The sequence below is a fragment of the Longispora albida DSM 44784 genome (assembly GCF_000379825.1).
Lineage (GTDB): Bacteria > Actinomycetota > Actinomycetes > Mycobacteriales > Micromonosporaceae > Longispora > Longispora albida.
Window position 1 is genome coordinate 376,879 of record NZ_KB903814.1, and the last position, 14,935, is coordinate 391,813.

The window sequence follows — 14,935 nt, forward strand, 5'->3', positions numbered from 1 at the left end:
AGAGAAGTCAGATGGTGAGGAACGACTTGAGCTCGTGCACGAGCTTGCGGATGTGGCCGGAGAGCACCGGCGTGCCCATGTCCTTGAACCGCTCGCGGAACCACGGATTCACGCTGCCCCGCCCGGAACTGGTCACCGAGCCGACCGGGATGAACTTCGCGCCGGAGCGGTGCACGGCCGTCATGCTGGCGAACAGCTCCTCGCCCCGCCACTCGTAGAAGTCGGAGATCCAGACCACGACGGTGTTACGCGGCTCGGCGATCTTCGGCTGGGCCAGGGCCATCGCGACCCGCCCGTCCGTGCCGCCGCCCAGATTCGTGCGCAGCAGCGTCTCGAACGGGTCACTGACCCACGGCGTGAGGTCGACGGCCTGCGTGTCGTACGCGACGAGGTGGACGTCCACCTTGGGCAGCCCGGCGAAGATCGAAGCGAGGATCGTGCAGTTGACCATCGAGTCCACCATCGAGCCCGACTGGTCGACCACGACGATCAGCCGCGAGGGCGTCGTCTTGCGGGCGGTCTGCCGGTAGAAGAGCCGGTCGACGTACAGGCGCTCGTCCTCCGGGCTCCAGTTCGTCAGGTTCTTCCAGATCGTGCGCTCAAGGTCGAGGTTGCGGAACACGCGCTTCGGCGGGACCGACCGGTCGATCACCCCGGCCGAGGCCTTCTCCACCTGCGTGCGCAGCACCTCGGCGATCTCGTCCACGAACCGGCGGATCAGTGACTTCGCGTTGGCCAGCGCCACACCCGACAGGTTGTTCTTGTCCCGCAGGAGCTGCTCGATCAGCGACATGCTGGGCGTGAGCCGCGCCGCGAGCGCCGGGTCGGCGAGGACCTCCCGCAGCCGCATCCGCTTGACCAGGTCGGCCTCGATCGCACCCAGCTCCGGGCCGATCTCCGGGATCAGGCGGCCGAGATCCGGGGTCCGGCCGGAGCCGCCCGTCCCGGACGGGCTCGCCCCCTGGCCACCTGGACGGGAACCTCCGCCGCCACGCAGCCCGCCGGGCGGGCAGCCGAACGCCCGCTCCAGCCAGCCGGCGTCGGCCTGCCACTGGGCGAGCTGCCCGGCCGACACGTTGCCGGAGCCGGTGCAGAACACGTTCAGCAGGAGCTTGGACACCAGCGCCGCGCGGCGGACCTCGGCGGCACGGTCCCGCTCCCCGCCAGCATCCCCGTCTGCGCTGGCGCCGGAGTCCTCCGGGACCATCAGGCCCTCGAACTCCGCGGCCAGCTCCGGATTGCGCTGGACGATGGCGTCCACTGAGGACTGAGGATCGAGCAAGGCTGGCGGCAGGCCGATGTCCTCGACGATCGCCAGGCTGCCCGACTCCAGCGCCGCCTGCTCCTCGGTGTCGAAGAGCCGGGCGACGAGCCGCCAGTAGAGCACCTGACGGCGGTTCTCGTCGGGGTCGGGAAGGGTGTCGGTGATCGGCTCCGTCATTTCCGCAGCAGCCTTCCGGCACGCTCGCGGAGCACCGCGACAGCCTCGGTGGCGGCCTTCTCCGCCTTGACGCCCTGCTTGTCGGCCGTGCCACCGGCCCAGGCGCCCGCGTGGATCGCGGTGACCTTCTTCTTCACCATCGTCTCCACCGCCAGCGGCTGCACCGTGAACTCGCCGTCGTCCCACCGCACGAGCCCGATGCAGGCACTCGACGCGGCGACGGCCTCGGGAGTCAGCGGCCCGGCCTCCGGGACACGGCTGGTGTCGACCCGTATCGGGAACCCGGCGATGGTGAACGTGAGGGCTTCGCCCGTGCTGATCGTGTACCCCTCCAGGAACACCGGCTCGGCGATCCGCACCGGATGCCGGTCGAGCGGGGCGGTGGCGGCGGCCGACGCGACAGGCAGCGCCACGCGGGCGGTCGCGAACGGCTCGGCCGGCTCACCCAGCCGGGCATGCCCGTCGTTCCAGACCAGGTCGCCCTCGGCCGTGATCGGCATGCCGGTCAGCTCCATCGCCCGGCCCTCGCTCACGGCACCCAGCAGCGACAGGTGCGGGCGGAGCAGCTGCCACACCCCGGCTCCGACCACAGTGTCCGGCTTCGGCACAGCGGCACCGGCCCGGACGAGACGCGCGCCGCTGCCGTCAGCGGGCTCGAACACCGCGTGCACCTGGGCGTGGACGGCGGTCGCATGCTCGTTCAGCTCGACGCCGAGCGGCAGCAGCCGGCCCGTCGCCGTGCCGGATGCGGGAAACCCAGCGGCACCCGGCTGGGTCAGCAGCATCGCCCGCGACCACAGATCCGCCCAGCGGCGCAGCGGAATCCGCTCCAGCGCCGCACCCGGGCAGGACGCGCCCAGCTCTGCCGCGAACCCGTCCAGCAGCACCGCCAGCCGCCGCAGCCCCAGATCCGGCAGCATCGCCGAGACGACCTGGGCCGCACCGGACACGAGATCGTGATCGATGCCCTGCCAGCCGGCCCGCGCCAGGTCCGACAGCCAGGCCCTGGCGGCGGCGAGCAGGTTGGCCGCGTGCGGCTCGGCGGGAGCCAGTACGGGAGCGTCAGCCCGGACCCGGCCGGTCGCCTCGTCGAGACGAACCGTCAGAGCATCGTGGACGGAGCCGAGCAGCGCGATCCGCGCCGCGGCCAGAGCGAGGAAATGCTCCTCGCCAGCAGCTCCGGCAGCGGACTTGGCTGCGGCCTCAGCGACCCTGGCGGCCAGCGGGGACCCGGCGACCGCATCGGCGAGCGCACTGAGGCCCGCTACGTGAGCGGCCTGCGGCCGGAGCAGGCCACCGGCCAGCACCCCGTCGAACGCGGCGACGGCGGCCAGTGCCTCATCCAGCCCGTCAACCGGGTCAGCGAGCAGATCGGCGCGCATCAGGCCACCGCCCTGACCGGCGGGAACCACTGCATCTCCGGCAGCGGAGCCGTACCAGCCGACAGCTCCAGATAGGCCAGATGCCGGAGGAACCTGCTGAACACCGAGGCGGCGGCTGCCCGGTCGGACGCGGGCGTGCGGACCTTGTACAGCTCCTGCATGACGCTGCTCCCGCTGGGCACCTCCAGCCGCAGGTAACGCGCGACACGCTCCTGCCCATACTGGAGGACGGCCTCCTGGATCATGCCGGAGATGTGCTTGCAGTGCCCGCCACCGCCACACGGCCGGTTGTTGTTGGTGCTGCACGAGACCGCGAAGCTTCCCGCCGCGACCGAGGACACGTACACCCTGGCGATGTCCGAACCGCTGGACACCACGCCCTGCACGCGCCCGTCGGCCAGCTCCACGAACGGGACCTTGGCGAGCTTGCGCGGCCGGGCAGGCTCCAGCACCCGCGCCGCACTTGTTGTCTCCCACGCCGGCAACGCACACACTCCTAGCGCACAAAGGGGTCACCTGCACCGACTGGCGAGGTGTGCATGAACTTACCGGCACCCCCCGACAAAACTGGAAACCCCTAGATCCGCTTGGCCTCGATACGCGTACCCAGCTGCGAGAACACCAGTTCCGTCGCCTGCCCGGCATCGTCCACAGTGAACTCGACCTCTGCGCCGACCAGGTCCGAGACCGCCCGGGTGTAGCTGCGCGGGGTGAGCGGCAGCCGGGCGTGGCCGGGTACTTCGAGCCACCAGTTCCAGCCGAGGACCCCGATGGTGAAGACCCGCCCGCCGGCGTCGGAGTACCGGCCCTCGTAGCGGGCGGCCAGCTCGTCCAGCGTCCGGGGCTCCGGCGGGCCGGCGGCGGGACTGGGCGCTGGCGCCGGTTCCGGTTCGGCCGGGTCCGCCCAGCCGCCGAGCACCTGGAGTCCACGCAGGACAGGGTCGATGACGGACCGGCCCTCGCTGCTGGCCGTCATCACGGCAACGGCCCGGCCGCCGGCCAGCGGTGCCGCGACCTTGCACGTGTACCCCTCGTTCGATCCGGCGTGGCTGAACCGCGCGCCGTCCCCCTCCCCGCGCAGCGCCCACCCGAGCCCTGACCCCGGCAGCCGCTCGGACAGCATCTCGGCAGCCAGATCCGCCGGCAGCAGCCCGCCAGCCGTACCAGCGACGGAAGCCTGGACAGCGACCGCGAACCGTACGAGGTCGACCGGAGTGCACCACAGGCCAGCAGCGGCCCGCTCCGGGTAGACATGCCAGCCGCCAGGCACGGGACGGCCCATCGACCGGGCGGGCGCGGCCTGGCCAGGCTCCGGCTGCCCGTACTGGGCCGTGGTCATCCCGGCAGGCCCCAGCACCAGCTCGGCGGCCAGCTCCGGCAGCTCGGCCCCGGTCACGTCCCGCAGCAGCAGCTCAAGGAGGGTGTATCCCCCGCCGGAGTAGGAGTAGGCCAGGCCAGGGATTCCGCGCAGCCTCACGGCTGGCGTGTTCGCGGGCGGCGTGCCGTCGAGGATCTCCACGAGCGAAGGAAGCGCTTGCCCCGCCGGGTAACCAGGAAATCCTGGGGTGGTCAGCGCAGCCCCGTGGCAGAGGATGTCGCGGACGGTGACCACGGCCGGCCGGCCATCCGGCATCGGCAGCTGCCAGGACGTGAGCAGCGTGTTGACGTCGGCTTCGATGTCGAGGTCGCCACGCGCGGCGAGCGCGAGCGCGGTGACAGCGGCGACCGGTTTGCTGATCGAGGCGGCCTGGAACAGCGTCCCGGGCTCGCAACCCCAGGTCAGCGCATGGATCTGCCCGTCGTGCACCACCGCGGCCGATCCTGCGGGCACCTCGGGATGCGCGTGCTCCGCGATCAGCTCTCCGAGTTGTTCGTCCACTGAGGAGGTTCCGGGAGGAGTCATGGCGCGATCCTTCCCGCCGGCTGGGTGCCCCGCCACCCCACTTCGCACCGTGTACCGGCCAGCAGGCTCCCCCTGACCTCGGCGTGCACGGTCTCCGTCCGGTACCAGCTGATATTGAGCTGTGACCTGGAGCCGCACGGCGTGGTGGGCGTCGCAGCGCCTTGAGCATCCTAGGCGGCTGGGCAGAAGCCGGCTGGCGGTCCCGATCATGGTCCGTTACCCTGCAACGGCCATTGAGCTGGGCAAACAGATCGCACTAAAGGGGCAGCGGGGCGTGAACGGGGACACGATCGAGGGCATCAGCGCACCACCACGCCGCACGAGGCGCTGGCTCGTCCCGGCGATCGGAGTCGGAGCCGCGCTCGTCCTGACCGCAGGCATGGTGACCTGGCTGACCCTCAGCGACAGCAAAGGCCGGGAGCCCGCAAAAACTGCCAAGGTCAGCAAGCAGGTCAGCACACCGCTGCCAGCCGGCACGGCGCAGCGCGGGACTGGCTCGCGCCTGATCGCTGGCGACAGCACGCACCTCTATTCCCCGGGTGCGACGTGCAAGCCCGAAGGCCCGCAGGACACGTGCGAGATCACCCTCGGCGTGAGTTCGGACCAGGGCGCGACCTGGACCTGGTTCCCGATCCCCGGCACCTACTCCGGCGGCCCCAAGGACTTCGTGCCCGACAGCACCCACCTGACCATCACCGCGCGAGGTACGCGTGTGGCCATGGCCTACTCCGGCCTTGGCAAGTCGTGGGCGACCGACGACGCAGGCCGGACCTGGACCATCAGGGAGACCGCGCCCGAGCAGTTCCCGGCCGTGGCGAGGATTCCGGACGGGGCCACGCTGGAGCACGCCGGCGGGATCGTGCTCAGCGTCGACGGCCAGCTGTCCAAGCTGCAGAATCCGCCACCGCAGGTCACCGGGACGTCGGACGGGATCTTCAGCCGGTCCGCTGACGGCACCTTCTGGTACGGCGGCAGCTACGACAACGGTGCCGTGGCCCTCTACACCCGCGACCAGGGCCGCAGCTGGCAGTACCTGACGGGGCCGGACGGCGCCCGGAAGCCGCAGATCAGCGTCCGGGACGGCAGGCACATCTACGTCAGCGCGTTCAAGGACCGCCGGGTCTGGCGCACGGCTGACGACGGCAAGACGTGGCAGGAACTGGCCCTCCCACCAGGGAAGGACTGGATCTCGCCGCTGGCCACCGCGGACGGCGGGCTCGCCGTCATCACGACCTCCGGCGAGGCTCTGACCGTCACCAAGGACGGCACGGCTCTCACCACCGCGGCCTCCGGCCTGCCGGTGAACTTCGCCAGGGCCTGGGGAGACGAACCGATGAGCGGGGCCGGCAAGACAGGGGCCCGCTACAGGTCCGCCGATGGAGTGCAATGGACACCGTTCACTGGATAAGTGCCTGAGCTGGGGATATAAGCACCGCTTATCACCCTGAAGGCAAGCTGTGTCTACTGCTGGTGACGGTGTGGTTCCAGGCTGGGATCATGACGATCGACAGCCTCGCTCCCCCGCTCCGGGCCGCGCAGCGGCTCGTACCCGGCCTCGCCGTGGCCGCCTGCGGAGTCGCGCTCGCTGTCGTCGTCAGTTCGTTCGTGCCCGCGATCGGCACGCTGACCGGCGCCGTGCTCCTCGGTGCCATCGCCGCCAACGCCGGGCTGATCCGGCCGAGTCACGCCGAGGGGCTGCGCGTGGCGGGCCGGCGGCTGCTGCGGATCGGCGTCGCCCTGCTCGGGCTCAAACTCGCCGCCGGTGAGGTACTGGCGCTCGGGCCAGCCGTCCTCGGGCTGATCGTCGTCATCGTCGCCGTCACGTTCCTCGGCACGCGGTGGCTCGGCAAGGTGCTCGGCGTCGGCGAGGGCATGACTCTGCTGATCGCCGCCGGCTTCTCGATCTGCGGGGCCTCGGCGCTCGTCGCGATGAACGGGGTCCGAGAGCAGTCCGAGGAGGACGTCGCCAAGGGGCTCGGCCTGGTGACGCTGTGCGGGACGGTGCTGATGCTCGCGTTGCCGGCGCTCTTCCCCTACTCGGGGCTGAGCACCGCCGGATACGGGATCTGGGCCGGCGGGAGCGTGCACGAGGTCGCCCAGGTCGTCGCGGCCGCCGCGCCCGTGAGCGGGGCGATGGCCATCGCGGTCGCGGTGAAGCTCAGCCGGGTCGTGCTGCTCGCCCCGCTGCTGGCGCTGGTCAGCATGGCCGAGCGCCGGAAGGCCACCGTGGCCGGCGGGACCAAGCCGCCGGTCGTGCCGCTGTTCGTGGCCGGGTTCCTGGCTTTCGCCGCTGTCCGGAGTACCGGCGTGCTGCCGCGCGGGGTGCTCGACGGGGCGCTGTTCGTCGACGGGCTGCTGCTCGCGGCCGCCATGTTCGCTCTCGGTACCGCGGTGCGGTTCCGCGCCCTGCTGCGCTCCGGGCTGCCGGTCGCCGTGCTCGGGCTGCTGTCCACCCTGCTCATCGCCGGCCTGGCGTACGCCGGGGCCAGCCTGCTGACCTGAGAAGAGAAGGGAGCCGTGTCATGCTCACCCAGCTCATCACCCCCCGGGCGACCCAGCTGATCACGGAGGTCCGCGCCGCGCTGTCCGGTACCCGGCATCCCGGCCCGGCCGTCGCGCGGGCGCTCGCCGGGCACCTCTGGCACGACGACCTGCTGACGGCGGAGCAGTGCGAGCCGGCCGAGGCCGGGTACCGCCAGCACGTCGTGCACGTCGAGCCAAACGGCACGTTCTCGATCGTCGCGGTGGTGTGGCTGCCGGGGCAGCGGACCCCGGTACACGATCATGTGTCGTGGTGTGTCGTGGGAACCTATCGCGGCGTGGAGGAGGAGACCACGTACCACGTGGAGGAGGGTTTCCTCGTGCCGACGGCCGTGACCGTCGCACCGCGCGGGACCACGACCTTCCTCAGCCCGCCCGGCGACATCCACGCCGTGCGGAACCCGCTCGAGGAGCTGGCCATCTCCGTGCACATCTACGGCGCCGACATCGGCGCGCTCGGCAGCAGCATCCGCCGCCTCTACGACCACCTGCCGATCGCCACGCCATAAATGGGTACGCGAAAGGCCGGGCCACGCGCCGGTGGTTATTGCCGGCGCGTGACTCCGGTTCGTCGATTAATACGATCGACTAACGTCTTGCGAATACGGCGTTACGAGCGGGATTACTTTAGAAACCGGGGCCGTAAGCCGGCGCGACGGCCACGATCGCCGAAGTCGGGTTGATCGATGTGCGGTAGGTGCCGTCGACCGTGAAACCCCAGTTCGGGGTGGCCGGGGCGTAGCGCAGGGTCACGGAGACCGTGCGGCCGTAGGAGACGGTCTCGGAGACGTCGACCAGGTTGCCGGTCTTCGACGCGTCCCAGGCCCGGACGTTCACGGTGAGGCCGTGGTGCGCGTTCCGGCAGGTCACGGTGCCGACGTAGGCGACGTACTCCGGGTTGATGCCACCGTTGGTGGGTGTGAAGGACGAGACGCACTCCGGGGTGGCGGCCTGGGCCGCGCCACCCGTGAAGGCGGACAGGCCGGTGGCGGCGGCGAGAACGGCCACGGCGGAAACACGCTTGATGCTCAGCAAGAGATACTCCTGGAAAGATTTCGGGAATGAGCGCACGACATGGCGACAGCGACCCAGCCAGACTGGCGGGCAGCGGGCCATCAGCGGCGCGGTTCGAAGCCTAAAGCAATCCTTAAGAGACTGTCCACTCAGGACCTCTGCCGCCGATGTGCAATACGCCATAGCTAAACTCGCCTAATTGTTTACCCGCTTGTTTACTCAACAATTCAACGAGCCAGGCGGCGGAAGAGTGTCCGCTACGAGGGTTTGGTCCAGTGATGTGCGGACATGACCCGGGGCGCGGCGGCCACACGTGACAGTCGCCGCATTGACCTGCGCCCGCTAGGCCGGACCTGGGCTGGCCAGTAGATTCCTCATGTCCGATCGGGGGGCGGGACACGTCGCAGGAAGGAAGCCGCAGTGCTCATCGCGGTACTCGGGCCGGTGCGCGCCGGGCAGCCCGGCACGTCTCTGGCGCTCGGCCCGGCGATGCAGCGCACAGTGCTCGCACAGCTCGCCCTGGAACCCGGCCAGCCCATCCCGCCGTCCCGGCTCATCGAGGGGCTGTGGGACACCGAGCCGCCGCCCCGCGCCCCGCAGATCCTCCAGTCCTACGTGTCGCGGCTCCGGACCGTGCTCCGGCCGGCCGGAGCAGGGATCGGCTTTCACGATGCCGGTTACGTCCTGGATGTCCCGGCCGAGCAGGTGGACGTGTGCCTGTTCCGCGCGGCTGTGGCCCGCGGGCTGGCTGGCGATGATCCGGCCCCGTTCCGGGAGGGGCTGGCGCTGTGGCGCGGCGAGCCGCTGGCCGGCGTCAAGCCTTCGCCGCTGATCGAGCGGATCCAGGCTGGGCTGGCCGCCGAACGGCTCGCGGCCCTTGAGGAATGCCTCGAACGGGAGCTCGCCGCTGGCCGCCACCGCGAGGTGCTGCCGGAACTGACGGCGCTGTGCGCTGACCACCCCTGGCGCGAACGTTTCCTCGCCCAGCTCATGCTCGCCCTCTACCGGTCCGGGCGGATGGCCGAGGCCCTGCAGCGGTACGAGGACGCCCGCAGGCAGCTGGCTGGCGAGCTCGGCGTCGACCCGGCGCGCTCGCTGGCGGACCTGCACACCGCGATCCTGCGCGGTGACCCGGCGCTTGACCTCCCGGTGAGCGCCCCGGTACCAGCCCCGGCCGTTCAGGTTCAGGGGCCGAGGTTGCTGCCGTTCGCGGTACCGGACTTCACGGGGCGGGCGGCCGAGATCCGGCAGCTGCTCGGGCTGGCGGGCGGAACGGCTACGGCCGTGGTCATCTCCGCGATCGACGGCATGGCTGGGGCTGGCAAGACGGCCACCGCGCTGCACGTCGCGCACGAGCTGTCGGCGCAGTTCCCGGACGGCCAGTACTTCGTCGACCTGCACGGCTTCACCCCGGGGCGGGCCCAGCTGGACCCGGGCGCAGCGCTCGGCACGCTGCTGCGCGCCGCCGGGCTGCCGGCCGAGCGCATCCCGTTCGACACCGACGAGCGCTCGGGGCTGTGGCGGGACACGATCGCGGGGCGCCGTGCCGTGATCGTGCTGGACAACGCGGCGAGCGCGCAGCAGGTGCGGCCGCTGCTGCCCGGTACACCTGGGGCTCTGGTCCTGATCACGAGCAGGCGCCGGCTGCCCACTGTGGACGGTGCGGCGCATCTGACCTTGGGGGTCCTGCCGCCGGGCGACGCGTACGACCTGTTCGTGAAGGCGGCCGGGCCGCATGTGCTGAGCGAGCCGGACGCGGTGGCCGAGGTGGTCAGGCTGTGCGGATACCTGCCGCTGGCGATCCGGATCGCGGCCGCGCTGGCCGGTGACGGGCGGGGATCTGTGGCCCGCCTCGCCCGGCAGCTCGGCGCCGAGCGGAAGCGCCTGCGGGTGCTGTCGCTCGACGACCGCGATGTCAGCGCGGCCTTCGCCCTCAGCCTCGCCCAGCTGCCGCCGGGGCATGGCCGGATGTTCCGCCTGCTCGGCCAGCATCCGGGTACGGACTTCGAGACCACGTCGGCCGCCGCGCTGGCCGGCGTCGACCAGGACGAGGCTGAGACGCTGCTGGAGGGCCTCACCGCCGCCCACCTGCTCCAGCGCGCCAGGCTGGGCCGTTACACCTTCCACGACCTGCTGCGTGAGTACGCCCGCACGACGCTCGCCGCCGGGGAACCCGAGCCGGAGCGCGCGGCAGCCCTCACCCGGCTCCTCGATCACTATCGGGACACCGCCGCTGCCGCTATCGGCCTGGTCGTCCCGGGTGGCCCCGGGCCAGCCACGGCTGACGGACCGGCGGGCTTCGCTGATGCTGAGGAGGCCGGGGACTGGCTCAGCGCCGAGCTCGCCAGCCTCGTCGCCGCAGGCAGCCACGCCGCCCGCAACGGCTGGCCAGCCCACGCGATCCGCCTCGCCACCACGCTGCGCCAGTACCTCGACCGGCACGGTCATCACGCCGAGGCCGCCCTCCTGCACGGCGAGGCGCTGCACGCCGCGCGCGTCGCCGGCGACCAGGCCGGCGAGGCTCTCGCGCTGGTCGAACTCGGCTGGGCCGTCTACCGGCAGGGCCAGTACGAGCAGGCAGCCGGGTACTACCGCCAGGCCATCGGCCAGTTCGAAGTGCTCGGCGACGGCCCGGGACAGGCCAGGGCGCATGGCGGCCTCGGCAACGTCTTCCGCCGTCAGCGCGACAACGCCGCAGCCCTCGAACACCACGAGCATGCCCTGAAGCTGGCGCGCGCGGCTGGCTACCATCCCGGCGAGGCCGCCAGCCTCGGCAGCCTCGCCGTCATCCACACCGAACAGCGCGACTTCGCCCTGGCCGTGGACTACACCGAGCAGGCCCTGGCCCTGTTCCGGGTCATGGGTAACCGGCACAGCGAGATGGCCGCGCTCCAGAACCTCGGACTGGCTCACTGCAAATGGGGCAACACCCACCAGGCCATCGAGTACCACAACCAGGCCCTCAGCCTCAGCCGTGAACTCGGCAACCGCCGCGGCGAGGCCGACGCGCTCGTCGGCCTCGGCGAGGTCGCGACCAGCACGGGCGACCACGCGGCGGCCCGTGCCGCCTACGCCGGGGGCCTCGCGATCGCCGAGGAGGCCGGCTACCGGCCCGAGCAGGCGCTCGCGCACGAGCACCTCGCGCAGACCAGCGCCAGCCTGGGCGACCACGACGGGGCCCGTCACCACGCCCACCTCGCCCTCGGCCTCTACACCAGTCTCGGCCTGCCGCAACCCGCCGCCGGCATGCAGCGGCTCCTGAGCGAGCTCAGCCCGGGCAGGCCCTAGGGGCCCAGGCAACCGGTTAGCTGGTTAGCCAGCTCGGGTGGCGACGAGGTGGAGCAGGGCTGCGACGTGCCGGTACGGATCAGTGCGGCCGGCGCGTTCCTCACAGTCCACAATGGCCTCCAGCGTCGCCTGGTCCGGGAGCGGCGCGTCGTTTCCGGCGGCGTCGGTGAAGACCCGCACGCCGTACCACTGCGCCAGTGACAGCTGCCTGCGGGCCAGCTCCGCCGTCAGGCCGGCCAGCCGGTCGGCGCCGGCGTCGACGCCGATCCGGTTCCGGTACGTGACGCCGTCGAACGCCTCGCGGGCAGCACCCCAGTCGCCGAGCAGGCCGGGCCGCATCGCCAGGGCGTCACCGTTGCGGACGAGCAGCGACACGATCCCGGCCGGGGCCACGACCCGCGCGAGGGTATCGAGCAGCCGGCCGGGGTCCGGGAGGTACATCAGGACGCCGTGACACAGCACCACGTCGAAGCTCCCCGGCCCGGACAGCTCGGCGGCTGCTTCCGCCTCGCCCCGTATCAGCCGTACCCGCCCGGCGACCTCCTGCGGCTCCCGTTCCACTGCGGCTCTGAAGTCACCGAGCAGCTGGGCCGAGGTGTCCAGGCCGGTGACGAGATGCCCGCGGCGGGCCAGCGCGAGAGCCTGCGTACCCTGCCCGCACCCGGCGTCCAGAACCCGTCGCGGCGGGAGGTCCGGTACGTGGAAAGCGACCTGACGCGCCACGACCTCCTGCCTCACCACCTGCCGCAGGGTCCCGAGACGCGCCCGCCACCGCTCCTCGCCGCCCGCGAATCCGGCTGTCATCTGCTTGACTCCGGCCTGCGCCAGGGCAGGAACGCGGCGCTGGCGGCACACAGCACCCCGGCGGCCACCAGTGAACCCCGGACGGTCAGCGCGGTGGCGAGCAGCCCGCCGGCCGTGATGAACAGCGGCTGGACGAGCCTGGCCGTGACAGACCACGACGCGCTGACCCGGGCCACGAGATGGTCCGGCGTGAGGCTCATCCGCCGGGCGGAGAACACGGGGTTGAAGATGCCCGCCGTCATCAGCAGGCAGAACTGGGCACCGGAGATCACCGCCACGCCCGTCCAGCCGCTTCCGGCGAACGGCAGGACCAGCAGCCAGGGCGTCCGGGCCAGCCCGGAGACCAGCAGGGCGTTGCGGTCACCGAGCCGGGCGGTGACCTTCGGGGAGAGCCAGGCGCCGATGAGGCCGCCCAGACCCGCCACACCCAGAGCTATCCCGTACTGCAACGCTGACGCACCGGACTGACCCAGCAGGAGGATCGCGATCAGCGGCATGCTCCACGTGATGGCACCGCCGAACACCATCGCGTTCACGTACAGCGCACGCAGCGCGGGCTCCCGCAGCAGCAGCTCCCATCCGGCGAACAGCTCACGCCACGACCAGCGGGCCTCTCGTGACGTGCCGGATGGCGGCGGCACGGGCCGGACACCGCGCAGGATGAGTGCCGAGACGAGATAACTGACGGCATCGGCGATCAGGGTGGCCGCTGTGCCGAGCACGCCGACGAGCGCGCCACCAGCAGGCGGGCCGAGCGTCTGCGTGGTCCACATGACCGTGTCGGTCCTGGAGGTGGCCAGGGTACGCGACGCGGGTTCGACGGTCTGCTTCACGAAGGCGAAAGCCGCGGAGCTGGCCGCGATGGCGCACGTGGTCTGCACGACCGCCACCAGGCACAGGTGAAGAAACGTCAGTACCCCGAAGGCCGCGGCCAGCGGAATACTGGCGACGACGGCGAACTGCACGAGGTCGGTACGGATCAGCACACTGCGCTTGTCAGCCCGGTCGATGTACACGCCCAGCGGAAGCGCGAGGATCGCCGCCGTGACCGATCCGACGGCGGCCAGCAACGACACCTGCAGCACACTCGCGTCCAGCGCGAAGATCGCGATCATGGGCAGCACGCCAGCGGCGAGCGCCGAGCCCGCCGTGCTCACCGCGTAGGCCTGCCAGTACCGCTGGAAGTCCCGGCCGAGTCCTGTCCGCTCGGAGTGGACGACGGCGGTGGGCGTGTTCGTCACGAATTCGGCCTGCGCTTCCTACCCGGCGGCAACGGAAGCCACCATGCTTGCCGAACGCAGCTACCCGCGCAAGAAGGCCAGCTCAGGACTCGCTGTCGCCCATGGGTACCGGCTCGGGGTAGTTGCGGGCACAGTCGACCACGACGTGCAGGTCGTCAACCGGGGCAAGGCCTTTCGACGGTCCGTCCACTGGCGCCATACCCCAGAACCGCATCGCTCCAGGGTCGCCCTCCGGCCCGTGCCACACTCCGCGAACCGTCCGGCCGGGAACGTCGCCATAGCCGTCGAGGAAGACGGTGAACCAGCCGCCGTCCCTGGCGTGGGTCAGCCGTTCCCGCCATCCGATCTCCGCGAGCACGGCTCGCATCTCGGCAAAGCTCGCCGGAAGTGCTGCCGGATCGACCTCTCGTGCCGTCATGCCAACCCCCGGGCTCGTCTGTCAGCTGCCTGACAGTAGCGCCTGGAACGCAGCCGGACGGCCTCATCGGGAAACTCGGCACCAACGATCTGACCAGCGCAAACACCGCAGGCCGGCCGCCTGTCGGCCGCAGATCGAAGCGGGTCGTGTTGCGGGTTCCCGCTCGCCGGCCGAGGATTCCGGGGTGGATCAGCAACAGCCGGCAGCCGCCGCTCTCGTCCCTTCCCCGGTCGCGTCCCTCGTCGCCTCGATCGTGCCCTCGGACGGCACCGAAGCAGCCCACCGCCGGCAGGCCCTGGAGTGGATCGCCTCGGGCGCGGAACTGTACCGGACGGCGAAACCAGCGACCCCGCCCATCCACCTGGTCTCCTACTTCCAGGTCATCGATCCGGCGACCGGCCTCATGCTGCTCGGTGAACACCGCAGCGCGGGCCTCCTGCTGCCCAACGGCGGACACGTCGAACCCGGCGAGACCCCCTGGGAAACAGTGACCCGCGAATGCCACGAAGAACTCCGCACGTCCGCCGTGCCCTCCGCAGAGCACGGCACAGCGCCCGTATTCGTCTCGGTCACCGCGACCCGGGGCATCGGCACGCACACGGACGTGTCGCTGTGGCACATCGTCCACGCCAGCCGCGCCGCCGTCACGTACTACGACCCTGACGAGTTCACCGCCATGCGATGGCTGTCCCCCGGCCAGATCCTGGATACGCCGATCACGCGTCTCGACCCCTGCATGCACCGCTTCGTCCGCAAGATGACAGGCACGAACACGCGCTAGGTCCACTTAGAGGTCCTAACTCAATGACTGGCGGCGCTCTGGCGGCCCCAGAAGACGACCGGACTGCGCAGATCTCAGAGCCGGATACAACACCGGTATCCGGCTCTGAGATCTGCTTGCCG

At 71.2% G+C, this 14,935-nt stretch carries 13 protein-coding genes; 5 read left to right on the forward strand and 8 right to left on the reverse strand.

The genetic code is table 11. From position 1 onward, the window contains the following. Positions 1–7: 7 nt before the first annotated feature. From A3G1_RS0105930 to A3G1_RS38200, 4 genes are all read right to left on the reverse strand, one after another. Positions 8–1,441, reverse strand: coding sequence for a vWA domain-containing protein (locus A3G1_RS0105930; RefSeq protein WP_018348551.1), 1,434 nt, complete (start codon positions 1,439–1,441; stop codon positions 8–10). Next, on the reverse strand, positions 1,438–2,823 hold the full coding sequence (locus A3G1_RS0105935) for a hypothetical protein (protein ID WP_211216228.1): 1,386 nt from the start codon (positions 2,821–2,823) through the stop codon (positions 1,438–1,440). The genes A3G1_RS0105930 and A3G1_RS0105935 overlap by 4 nt, the downstream gene beginning before the upstream one ends. Further along, positions 2,823–3,275, reverse strand: coding sequence for a hypothetical protein (locus tag A3G1_RS0105940; RefSeq protein WP_018348553.1), 453 nt, complete (start codon positions 3,273–3,275; stop codon positions 2,823–2,825). The genes A3G1_RS0105935 and A3G1_RS0105940 overlap by 1 nt, the downstream gene beginning before the upstream one ends. A 125-nt stretch (positions 3,276–3,400) precedes the next feature. After that, positions 3,401–4,726 carry a serine hydrolase domain-containing protein gene (locus A3G1_RS38200; protein WP_169437543.1) on the reverse strand — a complete coding sequence of 442 codons (1,326 nt, stop codon included), beginning with the start codon at positions 4,724–4,726 and terminating at the stop codon, positions 3,401–3,403. A 274-nt stretch (positions 4,727–5,000) separates the two neighbouring features. Here A3G1_RS38200 and A3G1_RS0105950 point away from each other — a divergent pair, with 274 nt between their 5' ends. The 3 genes from A3G1_RS0105950 to A3G1_RS0105960 all read left to right on the forward strand — a co-directional run bounded on the left by A3G1_RS0105950 (position 5,001) and on the right by A3G1_RS0105960 (position 7,776). After that, positions 5,001–6,134, forward strand: a complete 1,134-nt coding sequence (locus A3G1_RS0105950) for a WD40/YVTN/BNR-like repeat-containing protein (protein ID WP_026211850.1) — start codon at positions 5,001–5,003, stop codon at positions 6,132–6,134. A gap of 89 nt (positions 6,135–6,223) precedes the next feature. Continuing rightward, complete coding sequence (locus tag A3G1_RS0105955) at positions 6,224–7,228, forward strand: YeiH family protein (RefSeq protein WP_051110461.1); 1,005 nt, start codon at positions 6,224–6,226, stop codon at positions 7,226–7,228. A gap of 20 nt (positions 7,229–7,248) precedes the next feature. Then, entirely contained in the window at positions 7,249–7,776 is a 528-nt protein-coding gene (locus tag A3G1_RS0105960; RefSeq protein WP_018348556.1) for a cysteine dioxygenase family protein, read from the forward strand. A 118-nt stretch (positions 7,777–7,894) separates the two neighbouring features. Here A3G1_RS0105960 and A3G1_RS0105965 read toward each other — a convergent pair whose 3' ends face one another. Continuing rightward, positions 7,895–8,302 (reverse strand): hypothetical protein, encoded by a 408-nt coding sequence (locus tag A3G1_RS0105965; protein ID WP_018348557.1) that lies wholly within the window; start codon positions 8,300–8,302, stop codon positions 7,895–7,897. 399 nt (positions 8,303–8,701) lie between these two features. Here A3G1_RS0105965 and A3G1_RS33375 point away from each other — a divergent pair, with 399 nt between their 5' ends. Continuing rightward, positions 8,702–11,569: an AfsR/SARP family transcriptional regulator gene (locus tag A3G1_RS33375; RefSeq protein WP_018348558.1), complete on the forward strand. Its 2,868-nt coding sequence runs from the start codon at positions 8,702–8,704 to the stop codon at positions 11,567–11,569. A 24-nt stretch (positions 11,570–11,593) separates the two neighbouring features. On the opposite strand, the gene A3G1_RS0105975 is transcribed toward A3G1_RS33375, so the two are convergent. From A3G1_RS0105975 to A3G1_RS0105985, 3 genes are all read right to left on the reverse strand, one after another. Further along, entirely contained in the window at positions 11,594–12,373 is a 780-nt protein-coding gene (locus tag A3G1_RS0105975; protein ID WP_018348559.1) for a methyltransferase domain-containing protein, read from the reverse strand. Then, positions 12,370–13,614 carry an MFS transporter gene (locus A3G1_RS33380; RefSeq protein ID WP_018348560.1) on the reverse strand — a complete coding sequence of 415 codons (1,245 nt, stop codon included), beginning with the start codon at positions 13,612–13,614 and terminating at the stop codon, positions 12,370–12,372. The genes A3G1_RS0105975 and A3G1_RS33380 overlap by 4 nt, the downstream gene beginning before the upstream one ends. An 82-nt stretch (positions 13,615–13,696) precedes the next feature. Further along, positions 13,697–14,032, reverse strand: coding sequence for a hypothetical protein (locus A3G1_RS0105985; protein ID WP_157640938.1), 336 nt, complete (start codon positions 14,030–14,032; stop codon positions 13,697–13,699). A 184-nt stretch (positions 14,033–14,216) separates the two neighbouring features. On the opposite strand from A3G1_RS0105985, the gene A3G1_RS0105990 reads away from it, so the two are divergent. Further along, the gene (locus A3G1_RS0105990) at positions 14,217–14,813 is read left to right on the forward strand and encodes an NUDIX domain-containing protein (RefSeq protein ID WP_018348562.1); all 597 of its coding nucleotides are present in this window, start codon (positions 14,217–14,219) and stop codon (positions 14,811–14,813) included. Positions 14,814–14,935: the final 122 nt, after the last annotated feature.

Bases quoted from the DNA above. Each gene is read 5' to 3' on its own strand.
- A3G1_RS0105930 (WP_018348551.1), bottom strand. From the start codon at position 1,441: ATGACGGAGCCGATCACCGACACCCTTCCCGACCCCGACGAGAACCGC.
- A3G1_RS0105935 (WP_211216228.1), bottom strand. From the start codon at position 2,823: ATGCGCGCCGATCTGCTCGCTGACCCGGTTGACGGGCTGGATGAGGCA.
- A3G1_RS38200 (WP_169437543.1), bottom strand. From the start codon at position 4,726: ATGACTCCTCCCGGAACCTCCTCAGTGGACGAACAACTCGGAGAGCTG.
- A3G1_RS0105955 (WP_051110461.1), top strand. From the start codon at position 6,224: ATGACGATCGACAGCCTCGCTCCCCCGCTCCGGGCCGCGCAGCGGCTC.
- A3G1_RS0105960 (WP_018348556.1), top strand. From the start codon at position 7,249: ATGCTCACCCAGCTCATCACCCCCCGGGCGACCCAGCTGATCACGGAG.
- A3G1_RS0105975 (WP_018348559.1), bottom strand. From the start codon at position 12,373: ATGACAGCCGGATTCGCGGGCGGCGAGGAGCGGTGGCGGGCGCGTCTC.
- A3G1_RS0105985 (WP_157640938.1), bottom strand. From the start codon at position 14,032: ATGACGGCACGAGAGGTCGATCCGGCAGCACTTCCGGCGAGCTTTGCC.